General features: G+C 37.2%; 21 protein-coding genes. All 21 read left to right on the top strand.

Going from position 1 to position 21,785, the window contains the following annotated elements; genetic code table 11:
- Nucleotides 1-110: 110 nt before the first annotated feature.
- Nucleotides 111-1,412 (top strand): ABC transporter substrate-binding protein, encoded by a 1,302-nt coding sequence (locus tag BR30_RS0105965; protein WP_026564222.1) that lies wholly within the window; start codon nucleotides 111-113, stop codon nucleotides 1,410-1,412.
- Between the two features lie 87 nt (nucleotides 1,413-1,499).
- Nucleotides 1,500-2,465, top strand: a complete 966-nt coding sequence (locus BR30_RS0105960) for a carbohydrate ABC transporter permease (protein ID WP_331280768.1) — start codon at nucleotides 1,500-1,502, stop codon at nucleotides 2,463-2,465.
- 16 nt (nucleotides 2,466-2,481) lie between these two features.
- Nucleotides 2,482-3,315 carry a carbohydrate ABC transporter permease gene (locus tag BR30_RS0105955; RefSeq protein WP_026564220.1) on the top strand — a complete coding sequence of 278 codons (834 nt, stop codon included), beginning with the start codon at nucleotides 2,482-2,484 and terminating at the stop codon, nucleotides 3,313-3,315.
- A gap of 39 nt (nucleotides 3,316-3,354) precedes the next feature.
- Nucleotides 3,355-4,233, top strand: coding sequence for a sugar phosphate isomerase/epimerase family protein (locus BR30_RS0105950; RefSeq protein WP_026564219.1), 879 nt, complete (start codon nucleotides 3,355-3,357; stop codon nucleotides 4,231-4,233).
- Between the two features lie 24 nt (nucleotides 4,234-4,257).
- Nucleotides 4,258-5,367 (top strand): Gfo/Idh/MocA family protein, encoded by a 1,110-nt coding sequence (locus BR30_RS0105945; RefSeq protein WP_026564218.1) that lies wholly within the window; start codon nucleotides 4,258-4,260, stop codon nucleotides 5,365-5,367.
- 171 nt (nucleotides 5,368-5,538) lie between these two features.
- Nucleotides 5,539-6,411, top strand: coding sequence for an aminoglycoside 6-adenylyltransferase (locus BR30_RS0105940; protein ID WP_026564217.1), 873 nt, complete (start codon nucleotides 5,539-5,541; stop codon nucleotides 6,409-6,411).
- A 122-nt stretch (nucleotides 6,412-6,533) separates the two neighbouring features.
- The gene (locus BR30_RS0105935; protein WP_026564216.1) at nucleotides 6,534-7,106 is read left to right on the top strand and encodes a GNAT family N-acetyltransferase; all 573 of its coding nucleotides are present in this window, start codon (nucleotides 6,534-6,536) and stop codon (nucleotides 7,104-7,106) included.
- Between the two features lie 55 nt (nucleotides 7,107-7,161).
- Nucleotides 7,162-7,743 carry an HAD family hydrolase gene (locus BR30_RS0105930; protein WP_035445091.1) on the top strand — a complete coding sequence of 194 codons (582 nt, stop codon included), beginning with the start codon at nucleotides 7,162-7,164 and terminating at the stop codon, nucleotides 7,741-7,743.
- A gap of 748 nt (nucleotides 7,744-8,491) precedes the next feature.
- Nucleotides 8,492-9,175: an MgtC/SapB family protein gene (locus BR30_RS0105925; RefSeq protein WP_026564214.1), complete on the top strand. Its 684-nt coding sequence runs from the start codon at nucleotides 8,492-8,494 to the stop codon at nucleotides 9,173-9,175.
- Between the two features lie 115 nt (nucleotides 9,176-9,290).
- On the top strand, nucleotides 9,291-9,743 hold the full coding sequence (locus BR30_RS0105920; RefSeq protein WP_026564213.1) for a hypothetical protein: 453 nt from the start codon (nucleotides 9,291-9,293) through the stop codon (nucleotides 9,741-9,743).
- The gene (locus tag BR30_RS0105915; protein ID WP_026564212.1) at nucleotides 9,736-10,731 is read left to right on the top strand and encodes a CehA/McbA family metallohydrolase; all 996 of its coding nucleotides are present in this window, start codon (nucleotides 9,736-9,738) and stop codon (nucleotides 10,729-10,731) included. The genes BR30_RS0105920 and BR30_RS0105915 overlap by 8 nt, the downstream gene beginning before the upstream one ends.
- Nucleotides 10,732-10,799: 68 nt before the next feature.
- Complete coding sequence (locus BR30_RS0105910) at nucleotides 10,800-11,621, top strand: ABC transporter permease (protein WP_026564211.1); 822 nt, start codon at nucleotides 10,800-10,802, stop codon at nucleotides 11,619-11,621.
- A gap of 23 nt (nucleotides 11,622-11,644) precedes the next feature.
- Nucleotides 11,645-12,709 carry an ABC transporter ATP-binding protein gene (locus tag BR30_RS32745; protein ID WP_081825360.1) on the top strand — a complete coding sequence of 355 codons (1,065 nt, stop codon included), beginning with the start codon at nucleotides 11,645-11,647 and terminating at the stop codon, nucleotides 12,707-12,709.
- The gene (locus BR30_RS0105900; protein WP_026564210.1) at nucleotides 12,703-13,860 is read left to right on the top strand and encodes an extracellular solute-binding protein; all 1,158 of its coding nucleotides are present in this window, start codon (nucleotides 12,703-12,705) and stop codon (nucleotides 13,858-13,860) included. Before BR30_RS32745 ends, BR30_RS0105900 begins: the two co-directional genes overlap by 7 nt.
- A complete protein-coding gene (locus tag BR30_RS0105895; RefSeq protein WP_081825359.1) occupies nucleotides 13,857-14,753 on the top strand; it encodes an ABC transporter permease in 897 nt (298 codons plus the stop codon). Before BR30_RS0105900 ends, BR30_RS0105895 begins: the two co-directional genes overlap by 4 nt.
- Before the next feature lie 174 nt (nucleotides 14,754-14,927).
- The gene (locus tag BR30_RS0105890) at nucleotides 14,928-15,665 is read left to right on the top strand and encodes a glycerophosphodiester phosphodiesterase (RefSeq protein WP_026564208.1); all 738 of its coding nucleotides are present in this window, start codon (nucleotides 14,928-14,930) and stop codon (nucleotides 15,663-15,665) included.
- 361 nt (nucleotides 15,666-16,026) lie between these two features.
- Nucleotides 16,027-17,055 carry a LacI family DNA-binding transcriptional regulator gene (locus BR30_RS0105885; RefSeq protein ID WP_026564207.1) on the top strand — a complete coding sequence of 343 codons (1,029 nt, stop codon included), beginning with the start codon at nucleotides 16,027-16,029 and terminating at the stop codon, nucleotides 17,053-17,055.
- Nucleotides 17,056-17,152: 97 nt separating this feature from the next.
- Nucleotides 17,153-18,559, top strand: coding sequence for an extracellular solute-binding protein (locus BR30_RS0105880; RefSeq protein WP_026564206.1), 1,407 nt, complete (start codon nucleotides 17,153-17,155; stop codon nucleotides 18,557-18,559).
- A gap of 138 nt (nucleotides 18,560-18,697) precedes the next feature.
- The gene (locus BR30_RS0105875; protein WP_026564205.1) at nucleotides 18,698-19,573 is read left to right on the top strand and encodes an ABC transporter permease subunit; all 876 of its coding nucleotides are present in this window, start codon (nucleotides 18,698-18,700) and stop codon (nucleotides 19,571-19,573) included.
- 3 nt (nucleotides 19,574-19,576) lie between these two features.
- Nucleotides 19,577-20,443 carry a carbohydrate ABC transporter permease gene (locus BR30_RS0105870; protein WP_026564204.1) on the top strand — a complete coding sequence of 289 codons (867 nt, stop codon included), beginning with the start codon at nucleotides 19,577-19,579 and terminating at the stop codon, nucleotides 20,441-20,443.
- 21 nt (nucleotides 20,444-20,464) lie between these two features.
- Nucleotides 20,465-21,745, top strand: coding sequence for a CehA/McbA family metallohydrolase (locus BR30_RS0105865; protein ID WP_051633479.1), 1,281 nt, complete (start codon nucleotides 20,465-20,467; stop codon nucleotides 21,743-21,745).
- The last annotated feature ends 40 nt before the right edge of the window (nucleotides 21,746-21,785 follow it).

Here is a 21,785-nt window from a genome sequence, read left to right as displayed (position 1 = left end):
TCAAAAATGAAAACGCTTTTATTTTTGGGTGCATCGATGAATTTACATAAAAGTTAAGGGAAAGGAGTCTTTTATTAAACAGCATCTTATAAAAAAATAGGGGGATTAAGATGAAGCAAAACAATAAAAGGATTGGATTACTAGTATTTGTTTTCGTTTTAACATTATCTATGTTTCTCACTGGATGCTCATCAAAATCGAGTACTTCAGAAAATGCAAATGGAGATCAAACAACCGTTACATTTTGGCATCCTATGACAGATGTTACTGGGGAAGCGGTTGATGCGGTCATTAAGGCCTTTGAGAAAAAGAATCCCGACATCAAAATAAAGGCTGTTTATACTGCAAATCAAGGTGAAGGAAAAAATGAAAAACTACTAACTGCGGTTTCGGGAGGAAATCCACCAGATGTTGCTTACTTTGACCGATTTGAAATTGGCTCTTGGGCAGCACAAGGTTCATTGGAGGATTTGACAGATTTAGCTGAAGGAAGTGGAGTTAAAAAAGAAACATATTATCCGTTTGCATGGGATGAAGCAAGTTACGAAGGAAAATTATACGGAATGCCAACAACAACTGATTCACGTCTTGTTTACTTCAATATAGACCAGTTCAAAGAAGCAGGCTTGGATCCAGAAAATCCACCAAAAACAATTGCAGAATTAGAAGCTGCATCTAAAAAATTAACAATCAAAGATGGGAAAAAATTCAAGAGGATTGGCTTTATTCCATGGTTCGGTCAGGGCTGGTTTTACGGCTGGGGCTGGGCATTTGGAGGAGATTTCTATAATCCTGAAACAAAAACAGCGACAGCAAATGATCCAAAGAACATAGAGGCTCTACAATGGATGGCAGATTTCGCAAAGAAGTATAATGTCGAGGACATCGCTGGTTTCACTGATTCTCAAGGTGAAGGTGCAATGGATCCTTTCTTAACTGGACAGTTAAGTATGAAAGTAAGTGGACCATGGGAAGTTTCTGCCATTAAAAAATTCAAACCTGATTTGAATTATGGTGTTTTCCCAATGCCAACTCCTACTGGAGAGAATCATACAACATGGTCAGGTGGTTGGTCTACTGTTATGCCTAAGGGTGCGAAAAATAAAGAAGCTGCATGGAAATTTATGGAGTTCTTTAGTGGTGCAGAAGGGCAAAAAATCTTTAGTGGAATTGCTCGAGACTTCTCAGTAATCGATTCTGTAAATGAAGAACTAGGATATAAAAATGATCCGATCTTAAAGGAATTTGTCGATATTTTACCTGTTTCTCATCATAGACCAGTTATGACACAAGGGTCATTGTATTGGAACGAACTAGCAAGTGCTGTTGAAAATGCGACACGAGGAAATGGAACACCGGAGGAATTGCTAGATAAGGTCACTGACAAAGTGAATAAAGAGCTAAAAAAATGACAAATAAGGGAGGAGGTTTTGTTTTCCTCCTCCCTCTATTTTTATCAAGGCGCTTGCTCTTAAATAATAAGGAAGGGGAGGATTAAAGTGAAAGGTAATACGCAACTGGTTGAACGAATCAAGTCTCAAAAAACACCGACTGACAATCAATTAAATATTGTCCCCAAAAAGAAAGTATCTAATTGGGGGAAATACAAATACGGACTATTATTTGCATCTCCATGGATTATCGGATTAATCGTTTTTTATGCAATCCCATTGTTCTCCTCCATTTATTTTAGCTTTACAACATACAGTATTCTTCAGCCAGGAGAATTTATCGGATTAAAAAATTATGCGGAATTAATGAACGATACTTTATTTTGGAAATCTGTGTATAACACGGTTTACTTTGCAGTCTACTATGTACCTTTAAGTATCATCTTTGGTGTTGCACTTGCAATGATGTTAAACATGAAAGTGAAAGGTATGGCAGTTTATAGGACGATTTTTTTCTTACCAACACTTGTTCCACATGTGGCACTTGCCGTTTTGTGGATGTGGCTGCTAAATCCTGGGTTCGGTCTTGTAAACGGCTTTCTAAATACAATTGGAATTGATGGACCAGCGTGGCTCGGAAGTGAAACATGGTCCAAACCATCTCTCATTATGATGTCATTATGGGGAATCGGTCAGGCTGTCGTTATTTATCTGGCAGGTCTTGGTGATATCTCTGAAGACTATTATGACGCTGCAGAAGTGGATGGAGCAAATTGGTTTCAAAAAACCATTCATATTACTCTTCCTCTATTAACACCAGTTATCTTTTTTAATCTTGTAATGGGGATTATCGGTGCTTTCCAGCAATTCACTTTACCATATACGTTAACACAAGGACAGGGGACACCTGCAAATTCTTTAACTTTTTACGTTATGTATTTATACGACAATGGTTTTAAATTCTTTAAAATGGGTTATGCCTCTGCAATAGCTTGGATTTTATTTGTGATTATTATGGCATTAACTGCAATCGTATTTCTTACATCTAAACGTTGGGTCCATTATCAAGAATAATAAGGAGGTAGAAACAATGAATGGGACAATCAAAAAGAAATTTTCCCGTTATTCAGCACATGTCGTCCTAATTGTCGCATCATTTTTCTTTATGATTCCATTTATCTGGATGGTATCAACTTCATTAAAGCCATTGACACAAGTGTTTACATTTCCACCTGAATGGATTCCAAAGCCAGTTAAGTGGAGCAATTACATCGATGCTATGTCCTACATACCTTTTTTCACTTATTTAAAAAATACACTGATCATTACAATTTCAAGTACTGTTGGGGCAGTGGTTTCATGCCCGCTTGTTGCTTATAGCTTCGCAAAACTCAAGTGGCCTGGTAGAAATATTCTTTTTATCATTACGATTGGAGTTATGATGATTCCAGGTCAAGTGACAATGATCCCGTTATTTTTATTGTTTGAAAAATTAGGCATGGTTGGAACACCACTACCATTAGTCATTCCTGCATTTTTCGGTGTTCCTTTTTACATCTTCCTATTAAGACAATTTTTCATGGGATTACCTGATAGTTTAAGAGAAGCTGCAAAGATTGATGGGGCTGGAGAATTTAGAATTTATTGGCAGATTATGCTGCCGTTAGCAAAACCTGCAGTTTTAGCAGTAGGCCTGTTTCAGTTTATGGCAAGCTGGACAGACTTTTTAGGCCCATTACTTTATTTAACAGATTCAATACAGTATACACTTTCAATAGGGTTGCAGCAGTTCCAAAGTCAAAAGGGCTCAGAATGGGGACTCATGATGGCTGTTTCAACAATGATGACAATTCCTGTTATTATCCTATTCTTCTTTTTACAAAAAACATTTATTCGAGGTATTACATTTACTGGAATAAAATAGAATGCTAGGAATGAACTAAAATAGTGGGAGGTTTTTGATTTGAATAAAAAAATAGGTATGAGAATATCACCAAAAATTGGTGCAGGTGGAATAGAGTCTGTTGCAAACTGGGCTTCTAGTATTGGATTAGACGTAATAGACGTACCATATTTTAACCAAGAAGTTAAGATAGCTTTGGATAAGGAAGGACTTGAAGTCGGCTCCATTGATGGCGTGGGTGCGGTTGGTCAAACAAAACTATTAAGTGTGAATGAAAATAGTCGATCAGAGGCCGTAGAAGCTCTTAAAAATCAGATGACCGAAGTCTCTCAGCTTGGTGGTAAAGTGATGTTCATGTGTCTTGTTCCAGATGATATAACAATGTCAAGACAGAATGCATTTGAGATTTGGAAAGAGACGTTTCCTAGTATTGTAAAGCATGCTGAACAACAGAACATCTATATTGCATTAGAAGGATGGCCGGGACCTGCACCATATTATCCAACGTTAGGCTGTACACCGGAAATGCTTAGAGCCATGTTCAATGTTATTCCTTCTAAACATTTTGGGATTAATTATGATCCATCCCATTTAGTTAGACTGGGTATCGACCATTTAAGAGTTTTAAGTGAATTTGGCGAAAGAATCAATTACTGTCATGGGAAAGATACTGAAATTTTACATGATGAGTTATATGAATGCGGTGTCATCCAGGCTACGTTTGGTTCTAAGTATGATTTTTCAGAAGGTTCATGGCGTTACACAATTCCTGGACAAGGTGATGTAGACTGGGGAAAAGTTGCAGTGCGTTTAGAAAAAATTGGATATACTGGTCCAATAAGCATTGAACTAGAAGATCATCGTTATTGGGGTTCTTTAGAGGCAGAACGTCAAGGGATCATAAAAGCAAAAGAACATCTTGAAATTTATTTCAAATAATAAAATGGTATAGGAGGAAAAAATATGTCTAGAAATGTGAAAGTAGCAATTATTGGCTGTGGTGGTATTGCGACTGGGAAACATTTGCCAAGCTTAGCAAAGCTAAAAAACGTTGAATTGGTTGCATTTTGTGATGTGCTTGTTGAAAGAGCTGAAAAAGCAGCAGCTGAGTACGGGGCCCCAAATGCAAAAGTTTATGACGATTATCAAGAGTTACTTCTGGATGAGTCGATCGAGGTGGTGCACGTACTAACTCCGAATGATTTCCACGCTGAAATTTCTGTAGCAGCCCTTGATTCAGGTAAACATGTAATGTGTGAAAAACCAATGGCGAAGTCGTCAGCGGAAGCACGTCTAATGTTGGAGGCTGCTAAACGTTCTGGTAAAAAACTGACGATTGGGTATAACAATCGTTTCCGTCCGGATAGCCAATATTTACATAAGGTATGTGAACGAGGAGATCTTGGAGAAGTTTATTATGCTAAAGCACATGCCATTCGTCGTCGCGCTGTACCTACTTGGGGAGTTTTTCTTGATGAAGAAAAGCAAGGTGGGGGTCCATTAATTGATATTGGTACACATGCACTTGATTTAACATTGTGGATGATGAACAACTATAAGCCAAAATCGGTTATGGGGACAACTTACCATAAATTAAGTCAGAAGAAAGATGCGGCTAATGCATGGGGACCGTGGGATCCTGAAAAGTTTACCGTTGAAGATTCTGCATTTGGTTTTATCACAATGGAGAATGGTGCAACAATCGTTTTAGAATCGAGTTGGGCATTGAACTCTTTAGATGTTGATGAAGCAAAATGTTCACTGAGTGGAACAGAAGGCGGAGCCGATATGAAGGAGGGCCTAAGAATTAATGGGGAAAGCTTCGGTAAACTCTATACGACCAATGTTAATCTTGGTGCTGGTGGGGTAGCATTTTACGATGGAAAATCAGAAACAGATGCTGATCTAGAAGCCCGCCTATGGATTGATAATATCATCAATGATACAGAACCTGTCGTAAAACCAGAACAAGCATTTGTCGTTACGCAAATCTTAGAAGCGATCTATGAATCTGCAAAATCTGGGAAAGCTGTTTATTTTGAAGAAAAATCTAGTCTTGTTTCAAATATGTAAACTACATTTTTACCGACATGTAGTCAGTTTAGGTTAATATCAAATGTTAAATGATTGATATTGAATTAAATAGAGCATCTACCTAGAAATATTTTAATTAGGTAGGTGCTTTTTCGGTATTTAATGATTTCTGGATTAATTCATTCATGTAAATGATTAGGGAGGAAAGAAATGCGGACAGAACAGGAAATGATAAAATTAATTTTAAGAATAGCAGAAAAAGATGAACGAATTCGTGCTGTGGGAATGAATGGTTCCCGAACAAATCCGAATGTTCCAAAAGATATGTTTCAGGATTTTGATATTGTTTATCTCGTAACCGAAATGGATTCCTTTTTACGAAACCACAATTGGATAGAGGTTTTTGGTAAACGAATCATTATGCAAACACCTGAAGCTATGTCAATGTTTTCACCAACATTGGGAGGGCGGTTCTCCTATTTGATGCAGTTTACAGATGGAAATCGTATTGACCTAACGTTAATTCCCTTAATTGAAAAAGACAAGTATTGTATAGAGGATAAGCTGACTATTATTTTAATGGATAAGGATGATTGCCTTCCTGCAATCCCTCCTCCGACCGATAAGGACTATTGGGTAAAACGTCCATCTGCTGAATTCTATGCTGATTGTTGTAATGAGTTTTGGTGGGTCTCCACATATGTAGCAAAGGGTTTGTGGAGAAAGGAAATTCTTTATGCACAAGAACATCTTAATAATTACCTCAGACCGATGCTAATTAAAATGCTAGAATGGCAGGTAGGTATACAAACGGACTTTTCAATTAGTATAGGTAAATGCGGGAAGTATTTGGAGAGATTTCTCTCAGAAAAGAGTTGGCAGGGACTTCTTTCTACTTTTTCCGATGGAAGTTATGAAGGTGTATGGAGAGCGTTATTTACAATGGCTAATTTGTTTCGTAGTACAGCCAAAGATGTTGCAGATCGTTTAAATTATGAATACCCATATGAACATGATAACCGTGTTATGGAGTATCTAAAGCATATTGAAAACTTATCACCAAATGCCAATGAAATCTATTGATCTACTTCAACGGAGTGCTTGAGTTCAATTAAATTAGGCAGATATGACAGCCTTTTTCTTATTAGTCTAAAGGGGCGGTTTTATGTAATAACGAAAAGAAAAATCCGAGAGGTGATGCGAGATTGTTAGATAAATCAATCCCTTATTTCAATGTGATTATGAAAAGAGGCTCAGGTGCTCCAGTCTCTAGTTTTTCTTTGCCAAAAGGGTACTCATTTGTGTGGTTTTCAGAAGGTAAAGAAATGAAATGGGCTGAAATTGAAACCTCAGTTGGTGAGTTTACTAATATAGATGAAGCAATGAAATACTTTCATGAGAATTATTTACCTTTTTTAGATGAACTGAAAAGACGCTTGCTTTTTGTTCAGAATGAAAAGGGAGAGGAAATAGGGACTATTACAAGTTGGTGGAATATGACTGGAACCAAACGAGTACCATCAATACATTGGTTTGCTGTGAAAGAAGAATACCAAGGTTGTGGACTTGGAAAAGCATTGGTTTCTGAGTCTCTAAAAAAACTAATATTTCTTGAAGGTGATAAAGATGTGTTCCTTCATACACAGACATGGAGTTATAAAGCCATTGGGCTTTACCTGAAGTTAGGTTTTGAAATATTAAATAGTGGAAGCTTTTCTCACTATAAAAATGAATATTCTTTAGCAATGCCCCATCTAAGAAAGTTATTAAAGTTTTAGCTTTATTTAACAAACTGGCAATTGTTGAGTAAATAAATGTGTACTTTAGAGGAGAGTGAAGAAATTGAAATCAAAAGAGCTAATTATATTTCTTGACTGTGGTGACACGATTATTGATGAAGGTACGGAGATTCGAGACGAACATGATATTGTTGTCGAAGCAAATATTATACCTGGAGCAGACATAATGGTTAAAACCCTTGCAGAAAGGGGATACACATTAGCTTTAGTAGCAGATGGATTAGCACAGTCATTCAAAAATATTTTAACGCAGAATGGGTTATATGATTATTTCAAAGTAATGATTTACTCAGAAAATTTAAAGGTTCATAAACCAAGTCCACGTATGTTTAAAGCAGCAGTAGGTGCATTGGACCTTGATGAAAAAGACCATCGTCGTATCGTTATGGTAGGAAATAATCTAAGTCGTGATATAAAAGGGGCGAACAATGTAGGAATAACAAGTATCTTTCTAAATTGGACTCCAAGATATTCGAAATCATCAACTGATAAAAGTGAAAAACCCGATTATATAATAAGTGAGCCAATTGAATTAATCGATTTAGTGGAAGAACTTAATTTAAAAGTGTCTGAAAATATGGATATTAAATCTAATACTGCCGTGAAAAAAAACTAAAGATCCATCGGTATACACTTTTTTCTAGACAAGGAGGAAGCAAGTTTACTAGTGGAACAAACAATGAACGAATAACCATTAAACAAACGGTCAACTAGTAACATATCTAGTTGGCTGTTTGTTTAATGGTTAGTTATTCTAAATGTCACACGCGCATTTGATTCGGTTAAACGGGTGATATCATACAAAAGTCATATTTTTTATATTTAAATGTATCGTTAAATATTACTAATTTCTAGATATATTTAAGAGAATATATTCTGAATATTGTTTTCTTTCAGAAATGTATATATAATGAAAGCGTAAACAATCATTAAACCGTTTTAACGATTTTGTCGTCGTTTATCAAGCATGTACCTAATTATTGTATAGTTTTCGGTGGGAAAGAATAGTAAAAAGTGATATTTTACATAAAATTGTTAAACCGCTTTAATTGAAAAATGTCCAAAACAGTAAATATCAAAAAATATGTGTAGTGAGATTCTGTTATTTCTTCTAGGTATGATTATTTTTTTACGATTTTATTAAACCGGTTTAATAATCTCTAGTATGAAGGAGAATACAATGGTAACTATTGCTGATGTGGCAAAAAATGATACCTGCAGAACTTGTTATACGAGATTCCTGAAAAACTCTCATTAAACCGATTGCAGAGTCTATTGGATCATATTTTTCAAGGGGGTGAGACACCAATAGTGAATGGCGCTAGGGCCTGCATTCTATATGAAAAGGAAAGGAGTGGCAGAATATGAGTTTGGAAGCAATTAGTATCAGACTGGGAATGGCAGCAGTTCTAGGAATCATAATTGGCTTGGAAAGGGAGCTGAAACAAAAGCCATTAGGATTAAAGACTTGTGTGGTCATTTCAGTTATAAGCTGCCTAATCACGGTTGTATCAATAGAATCGGCAGATTTATACGCAAAGATGAATTCAAACATAAGAACTGATCCCATGAGGTTAACAGCACAAGTGATTAGTGGTATTGGCTTCCTGGGTGCCGGTGTCATATTAAGGAAACGAAATAATGTGATTTCCGGATTAACAACAGCTGCGATAATCTGGGGGGCATCAGGTGTTGGTATCGCGGTTGGGGCAGGATTTTATTATGAAGCATGTATTAGCATAGGAATCATTTTGTTTTCGCTGAAAGTGCTACCATTGATAGTAAATCTATTCATCCCAAAGACTCTTTCTTCAAAGGAATTGAAAGTGAAATTCCTCATCCTTGATCAGGTGGATATTTCGAAAATAATCGAAAAAGTAAAATGTCAAAATTATAATGTCAATGATATTTATATTAAGGATTTGCAGGAAGGCCAGTATCAGATGGAGTTGGTGCTCAAGGTACCAAAAGAGAAGAATGCTTCAGAAATATTTACTTCAATCAGAAAAATAAGCGATATAAATATTTTAGAGATTGGAAGCAATTAGCAGGTAATGATAGTTCGGAAAGAAGACAAGCTAACCCTAATTTTGTAAGCGTTTGATTCAAGTTGGAATAATCATTTTTTTGTAAGCGTTTGATTACATTTTCGGGAGGTCAGCAATGGATTATCTTTACGAAGTGGAAGGGAAAGTAACTCCATCTTGTGCAAGTAGTCATATCACGTATTCCTTTTTTGCAGCAAAAAAATATAAAACCATGAAGTACCATTTTGAATATTCACCCAAGAATTTAGATAATGAAGAGCAATCTAAACAATTAATCTTGGAATCTCTCAGAAAATATGGTTATGAAGATAGCGGGCACCGCTGTGAGGAGTTCATGCCGTTAAAGAACCATTTAACTCTTTCATTTGACGATCCTGTTCAATTTAGAGGAGCGACCCATCGGCATGATTCAAATTTAGAGCTGGTGCTGTCAGATAGTAACTCCTCTCCAGGCTTAATTTCTTCAGATAACCCGCCGGGAATGTGGAAGGTAACAATCAGTATGCATGCGGTGGTAACGGATGAATGTAAATATAAACTTAAGATTTGGGGGCTTGAAAATGACTAAGTGGCTGCCCTTTGAATTGCATACCCATACACCCCACAGTGATGGCAAACACACATTATTAGAAATGGCTCAAAATGCAAGAAAATTAGGTCTGGTTGGTATAGCGTTGACAGACCATAATACAATGTCCGGACTGGAAGAAAAGGAATTTGTGACTGGGCAGACGGGAATTCATATTATGCAGGGGCTGGAATGGACAACCTTTTATGGCCACATGGTTACGTTGGGCATCCGTGAATACGTTGATTGGAGAAATTTATCGCCGATTGATATTCACAAAGGGATTAAGGAAGTCCATAAACAAAACGGTGTCGCAGGAATTGCACACCCATATAGGATTGGAAGTCCCATTTGTACAGGCTGTTTCTGGGAATATGATATAGCGGATTGGCAGGAGATTGATTATATAGAAGTATGGTCAGGGACATTCCCCTCCATTGTTAAGAGTAATGCCAGAGCCTATCAATTGTGGCTAGACAAATTAAACGAAGGCTTTACCATTTCGGCCACAAGCGGAAGAGATTGGCATAACTCCAATATGAATGATGGTCCAATCTCTGCAACTTATTTAGAAGTGGAAGAGAATGAACCCCTTAATGATCAAACATTAGTAGAGGCAATAAGGGAGGGGAAAATGATCGTTTCCATGGGACCTATTCCAATGATGACGGTAAAGAACCGGGAAGGTAACATTTATTCCGTTGGGGCAAAGATCGAAAAGGCTTCTCTTTTTAATAAAGAATCTATTGAAGTAGGAGTAGATTACTCAGCAAGAAACGGCCATTGGAATCTTGAGGAACAGGAATTAAAGCTAGTCGTAAAAAGTAATGTTGGTATTTTACATGATGTCAAAGCCTCTAAAGAGAATGCAATCCAGGAAATAAAAGTAGATCTTAGAGAGATTAATTGGATTATTACTGAGTTACATGGAACCTTCAATGGTGTCAAAACCATGATTGGTTTTACAAATCCAATCTACTTAATTTAAGGGGGTGATAGCAGGAAAGGTTGGAGTCCCCAATACAGTTTTTGTCTAGAAGAAAGGAGGCAGTAAAAATGTGGTATTTTAAAACGTTAAAAAAGCGGAAAATTATTGATTTTATTATACTGGCTATCTTTTGTATTTTCTTTTTAGGTCCTTTGTTAAATCTATTGCTGCTCGCTTTCGCGGGAGAGTGGCAATATCCGGCAAAACTGCCTACATCCTGGTCACTTGAGTGGTGGAGTTTTGTATTTGAGGACGATGAGATTCTTAATTCTATTATTTTATCCTTTGTTATTGCAATTGTTGTAACTTTATCTTCTATTGTTATTTGTATTCCGGCTGCTTATGCATTTGCAAGGATAAGGTTTCCTTTTAGAAGATTCTTCTTATTTTCGTTTTTATTGACAAACGCTTTTCCTAAAATGGGGCTATATGTTTCAATTGGAGTCTTATTTTACCAGTTTGGCTTAATGAATACCTTTGTTGGTATCGTTTTGATTCATATTCTCAATACGCTGATGTATATGACATGGATCCCATCGGCATCATTTAAAAATGTACATAAAGCACAAGAGGAATCTGCAAGGGATGCGGGTGCATCACCGTTTAAAGTCTTTTGGCATATCACTTTACCAATGGCAGCACCTGGAATCCTAGTTGCTTCGATCTTCACATTTTTATCATCACTAGATGAGGCACAGGGTACTCTACTTGTCGGAGTTCCTGATTTCAAGACAATGCCTGTCATCATGTACTCACTTATTGCTGATTATCCTAGTACGGCAGGAGCTGTTTTCTCAATCATCTTGACACTGCCTACTGTGATTTTATTAGTGGCAGCAAGAAAATTCGTTGCCGGCGATGCACTTGCAGGTGGATTTAAAATGAATTAAAAAATATTCTTCAGGGGGATTACATGACTATTCAACTATCGATTCAAAATTTAACCAAACAATATCCAACTGGTGAAGGAGCAAAGAATATTAGTATTGATGTTCATCAGGGTGAGATGTTAACTTTACTCGGTCCGTCAGGTTGTGGGAAATCTACTATCTTACGTACCGTAGGTGGTTTTGAAGAACCGAGCAGCGGAGATATTCGAATCACCGACCAAAGTGTTCTCCATTTACCACCTGAAAAAAGGCCGACAGCAATGGTTTTTCAAAGTTACAATTTATGGCCGCATATGAAAGTGTATGATAATTTAGCTTTCAGTTTAAAACTCCTTAAAAAGCCTAAGAAAGAAATTGAACAGAAAGTAAAATGGGCTCTTGATCTAGTAAGACTGCCTGATGCAGCAAAAAAATTTCCGACAGAGCTATCGGGAGGACAGCAGCAACGTATTGCCGTTGCTCGGGCATTATTACTCGAACCAAAGGTTTTACTATTGGATGAACCTTTTTCAGCCCTGGACGCTAAATTACGTAACGAATTACGTGAGGAGTTACGTGAGATTCAGGCCCGTGAAAGGTTGACCATGTTGTTTGTTACCCACGACCAGGAAGAAGCACTGGCCATTTCCGACCGAATTGTTGTCATGAATGCTGGAAAGATTGAGCAAATTGCGACACCTAGCGAAATCTATGAAAATCCAGCATCACTATTTGTTGCACAGTTTATCGGAAGAATGAACTTCCTCCCAGGAAAATGTGTTGGACAGTTATTGCAGATTGGATCCCTTCAGTATCCGAATATCGGAAAACATACAGGGGAAGTAACTATTTGTGTGAGACCGGAAGATGTCGTTATAGTTAATAAAAATGAAAATGGCCTGGATGCAAAAGTTAACAAAGTGACCATGTTGGGCCATTATGCGGAGGTTACGCTTTATACAAGCATTGGGAATATCAAGATGTTCGTTGACCGTGAACAGATGGGGAGCCTGGTTTTACAGGATATGGTTAAAATTAAATTACTGAATATTAAAACTTTTAAACAGGAATCATCAAATAATGAAACTAGGGAGGAATTAGTATGTTAGGAAAAAATTTTCGTAAATCAAAATTAATGCTGGTAACAGCAGCTACAGCATTATCATTAGTAGCATGTAACAGCCAAACATCTTCAGATTCTAAATCAAGTTCTAAAGATGAAACAGTGCAAATTTCTTTATACTCCGGGGGATCTTTAAATGTAAAAGACTATTGGGAGACCGTTATTCCTGAATTCGAAAAGGAGAATCCAACTATTGATGTTAAGTTAGTATTCCTGCCGGCAGGTACAGGCGGGCAATCTACAATCGACCGCCTTGTTGCCGCGAAGAAGGCTGGAAAAGATGCCGAGATTGATGTTTATGAAGGAAGCATGGCAGATATTCAGGTGGGAGAGAATGAGGGAGGAATTTTTGCAAAGGTAGATGAGAAAAATATCCCAAATTTATCGACCATCGATGAAAAAAATCTACAAGGAACAAATGGATTAGCAGTACCTTACCGCGCCTCATCAGTAGTCTTAGCTTATAACAGTGAAAAGGTGAAAGATGTCCCTAACACGCCAGATGAGCTATATGAATGGATCCATAAAAATCCAGGGCGTTTTGCGTATAACGACCCAAGCACCGGTGGATCAGGTCAATCATTTGTGCTGACTACTATTTATAATCAGTTACCACCTGAAGCGATGAACAACCAGGATCCAAGTATCATGAAAGAATGGGAAAAAGGATTAAAGATTTTAAAAGAATTAGCACCAGATGTATACCAAAAAGGAGTGTATCCTAAGAAAAACCAAGGATCGCTAGACTTACTAGCAAATGGAGAAATTGATATGACTCCAGCATGGTCTGATATGGCACTTGAGCAAGTAAATAAAAAATTATTACCAGACAAAATTAAGCTAAAACAACTTAACCCAGCATTCACAGGTGGCCCTGCTTATCTAATGCTCCCTGAAAATAAAGATAAAAAACGAAAAGAAGCTGCAGAAGAACTATTAAACTATGTGTTAACACCAAAAGCGCAGGAGATTGTTGCCGACAAAATGTATGGGTATCCTGGTATTGATTGGGATTTATTACCTGAAGAATTGCAAAGGAATTTTGAAAGTGTAAAGGGCGGTTATCGTATCTTTAACGGAGGAAGTCTATCTGAAGAAATTAATAAACGTTGGCAAGAGGAGATTGCTGCACAATGATCAAAAGAGAGAATGAAAGTGTAGTTAGAACAACGGTGGTGCCCTCGTTGTTTCCTAAACTAACTAAGAAGGCAAAAATGAGTATATTTGGCATACTCTTGGTACTTCCATCATTCCTGACTCTACTTGTTTTAGTTATTGTGCCAGTAGGTATTTCGTTTGTGGAAAGTTTCAAGGATAGCAGCGGGCAGCTTAGTTTAGAGAACTATATCTATCTTTTTACAGAACCACTGATGATCAAAAATATTATGCACACACTCACTGTCACGATTATTTCAAGTATTTTTGTACTGTTCATTAGCTACGCATTAGCCATTTATATGCAGTTTAGCAAAGGAAGAATTGTTAATCTTATTCGCAAAGTCTATTACGTACCTATGTTTATTCCGGGTATCATTGCCATTTACGGTTTTATTAATATGTATCGTGATAATGGCTGGATTGCCAGGTTAATAGGAAAAGGCGTTTTACCCCCGATTATATATGATATAAAAGGTGTTATCTTAATGAATATATGGTTTAATATTCCTTTTACTACTATGCTATTAAGCTCAGCTTTAGCAGCTATACCGTTCGCTGTAATTGAAAGCGCTAAAGATGCGGGTGCAGGAAAACTACAGCTGTTTACAAAGTTTATTTTACCTCTTTCAATGAAAACAATGCTTGTTGCCCTTACATTTTTATTCATGGGAATTGCAGGTAGCTTTACTGCACCATTTTTGATTGATAAAAATGCTCCTCAGATGCTGGGAGTATCAATGGCGCAGCATTTTTCAGCTTACAATGAGCTAGGGCAAGCAAGTAGTATGGCCGTGTTTTTATTCTTAATTTGTGCTGGTATGGGATACTTTTACATCCGCAGCATGATGAAAGACGATTCAAAGAGCTACTAATTGATTAATTGAGAAACGAGAAAATGATAAGTTACTATTTTAAAGGGGAGCTAAAACTTTTTTAGGTCCCCTTTTTGATAGATGCAGTTTTCTCATAGATATTTGCATTTAGAGTAACGTCCTTTAAAAAAATTGTAGTAACCAATAAAACTTCGAAAGGAAGTAGTTATATAAATGAAATGGCCTTTGATTACAGCTCATAGTGGCTGCATGAAAACCCCTGAAAATTCCATTCAGTCTGTGCTTGAAGGTTTAAGGGCAGGAGCAGACGTTATTGAAGTAGATGTCAGGGTTACAAAAGATCAGGTTGTTGTCCTGTTGCATGATGAAGATGTTAGTACCCCTTTCGGGAGCAGGTGCCTGCGGGATTTGACCTATGAGGAATTAAAATGTCACGTAAAAAGCGATGTGATTGTCCCACTTGAAGATGTTTTACCGCTAATTAAGGAATATAACCGAATGATTAATCTCGATATAAAAGAGGACATCGCGATTCATCCGATGGTTCAGGCCATCGAAGAATATAAGATGAGAGATTACGTTATATTTAGTGGATGTGAAAAAGAAAGAGCAACCTTTATAAAGAATCATTACCGTCCCTATCAAGTTCTGCTAAATGCAGATACAAATACAGGTTTGCATTCTTTGGAGAGGAATTATCAAGCATTTATTAAAGAAACGTGCCGGGATGCGATATCTGCTGGATGTTGCGGGATTAATATTAACTATCACCTATGTAAAGAAGAATTGCTGGAAATTGCCAGATTGCGCTACTTGCCTGTTTTAGTCTGGACGATTGATGATTTACAAGAGATGGAGAAATTCTTAGACATGGGGGTGCACTCCATTACTTCCAATGAAGTCAAGGAATTGCTGCAACTAAGAGAGCGCAAAATGAATGGGAATATTTAAAGTTATAAAAACAGTCAACTATAGACGAAAGTAGTTGACTGTTTTTTATTTTGTTTTTATAGTGAAACACTATCAATTAAATCGGTTTAATTAAAACAGAACTAAATACCTAGTAATCATTCAAGTTTTATATGACTAAATTACTGAAATATAGAAATTTTCTCAAAATTATTTTCATAATATTGATTTGTTTTGGAATTCTATTTATAATGAAAGCGTGTTCAATAATTAAACCGGTTTTATGAATTCTACTTTTTGTTACAATCGGACTTATAGGATTATTTTTTATGTTAATTTAGTTTAAATTTTTTTAATTTTCAATTAAACCGGTTTAATTAAACGGGGAATTTAGGTGATAATAATGGTGACAATTGCTGATGTTGCAAAACGAGCCGGGGTTTCCAAGGGAACGGTTTCGAGTGTGTTTAGTAAAAAAAGACCCATAAGTATCGAAGTAACAGAAAGGGTATTAAATGTAGCGAAGGAACTTAACTACGTCCCGAATCATGCTGCTAGAAGTCTAGCGATGAAGAAAACGATGATTATTGGACTAAAGATGCCAACGCTGGATACCGAACTAAGCGGCTTTGATATTAAAGTAATAAATGGAGTCGTCAAAAAGTGTACAGAAAACGGCTATAGAGTCCTGCTTGACAGATTGGTTGAGAATGAAGAGACAGCCCTTTTTTCTAGGGATCCTGTGGATGGAGTTATTTTATTAAATCCAAAAGATGATGATCAGAGAATTGTTCAATACAAGCAATTAAATCTTCCATATGTATTAATCGGCAGACCGGACGAAGAAGATGCTGACACCAAATTTGTTGATAACAATAATATTGAGATTGTGAAAGAGGTTGGGGAGTTCCTAATCGAAAATGGTCATCACGAAATTCTCTTTCTCAATGCTTCCTATGGAATGACAGTAGCAGAAGATCGAAAGGAAGGCTTAAAACGAGCCTTTGAAAATTTCAGTTTACCTTTTAAAGAAGAGAATGTGATTTATAACGATCAGGAAAAATATAAGAATGCTTCTGAATATGGATTTTATAGTTTACTAGAAACGATTAATGGAAAAGAATACACAGCCATTATTGCTGATACTGACCGTGTGGCGTTAGGTGTCCTACGTGCTGCAAGGGAATTGAAGATTGATATTCCGAATGAGCTTTCTTTAGTAGCCTTAAGTAATAATGAAACGCTAGCTTTAGAGACAACCCCAAAACTAACATGTATTGAATTATTTCCAGAGAAACTGGGGGAAGAAGCCGCTGAAGTTTTAATTAATGTGTTAAAGGAACAATTAGCTCCAAGACAAAAAATGATACCTGCAAAACTAGTTATCCGGGATTCTTGCAAAAATCTCATGAAAGGATTTAGTAAAGTGTAATCCCAATTAAATTGAGAGGGGTGATTATTAGAACCTAATAAATTGGCTTTTTTTAAACAAAAGATAATTGAGTGTTCTTACAAAGGGAGATGGAAAAATGTATTTTAAAAAAGGTTTCAAGGTTCTAGTACCAATTTTAATGATTTTAAGCTTATTACTAAGTGCTTGTAGTTCAAAAGAAACTTCAACTGATGCGAAGAATAAAAAAGAGCAAAAGACTCTGCATATTCTTACCAATGTAGTTGGCGGGAAAACTCCTGAAGAAAATGAATTGTTCATAAAAGAGATAGAAAAATCAACAGGCATTAAAGTGGAAATGGTTAGGCCGCCAGCTGATTATGACCAAAAATTAATGACTTCGATGTCATCTGGTGAAAAATATGACTTAATCCTTCTTACGAAGCCGTTGATGGATATCTTGGCCAATCAAGGCGTATTAACCGAATTAAATGACAAAATAAAAAAATCAAAGGTATTATCAGATCCATCCGTTATTTCTAAAAAAGATTGGGATTTAATTACGTACGATGACGGTAAAATTTACGGTGTATTCAATAAGTTCGAAGGCGGAACACTGCCAATTGTCAGACAAGACTGGCTGGAAAAGTTAAATCTTCAAGAACCAAAAACACTTGATGATTTCTACAATGTATTCAAAGCGTTTAAAGAGCAAGATCCTGATGGAAATGGCAAAAACGATACATATGGTCTTTCCACAGCAGGACTTAATGACATCCAGGGATTCTTAAGTGCAGCAGGAGTGAAGAATAAGTATGTTATCGATAAAAACGGCAAACGTACGATGCCGATTGCAACTGAAAAGGCTGTTCCAGTTCTTGAGTGGTTTGCAAAGTTATATAAAGAAGGTTTAATCGATCCAAACTTTGCCACAAATGATACAGGTAAAATGCGTGAACTATTCTTAACAGACCGTGTTGGTATGGTTACGTATTGGGATGCCTGGGTTGGCTTATTTAATAATATCAAACAGGTGGAAGATCCTAATACTAAATTCGTGGCAAAAGGAATTCCTGGTGCGGCAGGGCCTGATGGAAAGATAATGCTTCACCGTGGTGACCAAAGTGTTTGGGCCATTCCTGTAAATGCTGAACATCCAAATACTGCAATGGAATTTCTTGAGTTCTGGCATTCAAAAGAAGGAAATGTGTTAGCAACTCTTGGAATTAAAGATAATGACTATACTGTAACAAATGGTAAATATGAGTTAACGGCTACTGGTAAAGAGCACAGTATGGACCATGGAGCTCCTTTCCCGAACAACTCAAAGTGGAAAAATCCATTCGGAATGCTTCCAGGGGTAGAAGATGCGCAGAAGATTGTTCTTAATAACTCTTCATTAGAAGTTTCTACTTCCGACTGGCCAACAGCTGAAAAGATAGTCCAAAACTATGCATTTAAAGCAATGATGGGTCAAATGGATGCCAAAGAAGCGGTTAAAAAAATGCATAAAGAATTATTGGATGCAGGATTAATTGATAAATAAAATTGAAATGTAAAAAAAAGAGGGTGAGAATGCCCTCCCTCTTTTTTTTACTAGTCTCATAGGATCCTGGGTTACAAATAATGGAATGTGGTTTCTCACATTAGGTTCTACAAAACCGAATTACAAGGTGATGATACGATGAATACATTTAAACGGTACGCATGGCTTTATGTAATGATGATCCCCATCTTTTTATATTTTCTTCTTTTTGCCTATTATCCTTTATTAAGGGGAGTTCTAATAAGTTTCCAAGAATTTAGAATCATAGGTGACCGGCCCTTTATTGGTTTTCAAAACTATATGACAGTGTTGAATGATCCAGTCTTTTGGCGTGTTTTAGTGAATACGGTCCTTATTGGCGGAGGAATCTTGATCATCGGGTTCGCTTTTCCGATCATCGTAGCAATTTCCCTTAATGAAGTTATCCGGGTCTCCTTTAAAAAATTCACCCAAATGGTTATTTATGTTCCCCATTTGTTTTCATGGGTAGTTGTTGGTGGAATCTGGATCTACCTCCTTTCGCCAGATGGAGGACTTGTGAATGAATTTATTAAAGCGTTTGGAGGAAAACCGATTCATTTCTTTACTCAGGATGAGTATGCAAGACCGTTAATGGTGCTTTCTTCTATATGGAAGGATATGGGATATACCTGTGTTCTCTATTTGGCAGCGATTGTAGGCATCAGTCCTTCCTTATATGAAGCAGCCAAAATTGACGGAGCATCTCGATGGGATGAAATTAAAAATATTTTGATTCCACAATTATACCCAACAATGAAAGTAGTTTTTCTTTTAAACCTATTAGGTGCATTAAGAATATTTGATCAAATTATCGTAATGGGCAATCCATCGATTACCCGCAAAGTAGATGTACTCATGACGTATACGTATGAAAAAGGGATCCTAGAGTTTAAAATGGGGGTCGCCACTGCAGCATCAATGATAATTATCGTAGCAACATTAATTCTTACCCTAATTGCAAGAAAAGTGCTTCGATATGACGAGGAGGCATAGAAAATGAAGAGTTGGATTCACTGGAGTTGGAAGCGAAAATTCTTTTATGGTCTTAATATCCTATTTTTATTACTGTTAGTCCTTACAATGATTGTCCCGTTACTTAATACACTGACCGTTTCACTTTCTTCGAATATCGAGTCGATGAAACCAGGAATAAAAATCTGGCCGACTGAAATCAACTTTGAAGGGTATGAAACGATTTGGAAAAAGCTTGAACTTTGGAGACCATTTTATAACAACGTTATTGTTACTATTGTGGGAACAGTTCTTCACGTCTTTTTGTCTGCAATGGCCGGTTATGTATTGGTGCAAAAAGAGTTACCTGGTAGAAAATTGATGACGACTATTATTATGGTCACAATGATGATTCCAGGTGAGGCTATTATGATCCCGCTATATGTTGTAAATAAGGACCTTGGATTATTAAATACCCTTTCATCATTAGTAATTAATGGTTTAGTTTCAGGATTTAGTGTCCTTCTAATGCGAAATTACTTTTTGGGTGTTTCGTATGAATTGGCAGAATCAGCAAGAATGGATGGCGCGGGAGATTTAAGAATATTCTTAAAAATTTTTCTGCCGTTGGCTAAGCCCGGACTTGCGACAGTTACCTTATTTGAATTTGTCAGCAGATGGAACCATTTTACCTCTGCTTTGCTCTATATTAACGATGATAAAAAATACACGTTACAGCTTGCCTTACGTTCATTAATTATCACATCGGATTCAACATCAAGCAGTGATTTTATAACAGCCAATGTAAGGATGGCCGGGATTGTCATTGCCCTTATACCATTATTAGTCATTTATCCATTTGTTCAAAAATATTTTGTAAAAGGCCTAATGCTAGGTTCAGGTAAAGAATAGCAGCTATAGGAGGTTAATCAAATGGGATTCATCCAAGCGTGTTCAAAAGCAGAAACTATTTCAAGATTTATCTCACATGATGAAGAAAGCTCATATATCGAGGTTCCATTCAGTGTTCCTGCTGGTACGGAACAAATTAAGGTAAAAATGGAAGTCATACAAACAGGAGTGGCTTCGAGCATTATCGACTTAGGTGTAAAAGATCAAAATAGAGTCCGTGGCTGGAGTGGCGGTGCCCGTACTGAATTTTTTATCCATCAGGCAAAGGCTACTCCTGGTTATTTACATGGTGAAATTGCAGCAGGGGAGTGGGCTGTTATCCTTAATGCTTACAAAGTTGCAGCGAAGGGCTGTACAGTGAAGCTGACGATTGAGCACACGCTTGAGGAACTCCGCTGGTTAAAAGGTGACCTTCACACTCACAGTGTCCATAGTGATGGGACCTTCACATTAAGGGAAAAAGCCGACATTTGTGAAGAAGCGAGTCTGGATTTCTTAGGATTAACCGACCATAACGCTGCTAGTCAAAATGAAGCATTTCCACGTGATGTCAACACTCTGTTTATTCCAGGAATGGAGCTTACCACAAATAGAGGACATCTTAACCTTTTTGGAGTCAAGGATCCGATTCGTGATTTTCGAGTTAATACAAATGAAGAGTTACACCTTCGTTTAAAAGAGGCTCGTGAAAATGGTGCCTATATCTCCTTAAACCATCCATATTGCCATAATACAGGCTGGAGATGGGACTGGGATTTTGACTATGACTGGGTGGAGGTTTGGAATGGACCTTGGCGGGAGGATAACCAGGATGCCCTCAATTGGTGGCAGGAACAGCTGGTCTCAGGTAGAAGGCTTGTGGCCGTTGGTGGCAGTGATGCGCACCGTCCCGATCCGTATGTCATCCATGGAATGCCGACAACTTGGGTCTACAGTAAGTCATTAACAAGTTCTGAGATTTTAAAATCAATTGATAAAGGCCATGTGGTTCTCAGCTATTCACCAAAAGGGCCATTTATTGGCTTAACCTGCGGGACCAGTATGATGGGGGATGTATGTGAAGACATGAATCAACCAGTCCATTTAAACGTGAGGGATGTTCAATATAGCGACGTTGTTAAAGTGATTTCCAATCAGGGAATCGAAAAAGAAATCATGATCGAGGAAGGCCAGGACTCGCTGGACCTATCATGGGGTGCAGAAGACCGCTCCTTCTACAGGGTGGAAGTATGGCGTTATTTCCCTGAAGTGAAATCGCGGCTTTTAGCAGCGTTAAGTAATCCTGTTTATTTTTCAAATTAATGTGACTTAGTAAATGGAAGAAGGCGGAGAAGATAGCGAG

The sequence above is a fragment of the Bacillus sp. UNC41MFS5 genome, from assembly GCF_000686805.1.
This window is presented reverse-complemented; position numbering and strand designations above follow the sequence as displayed.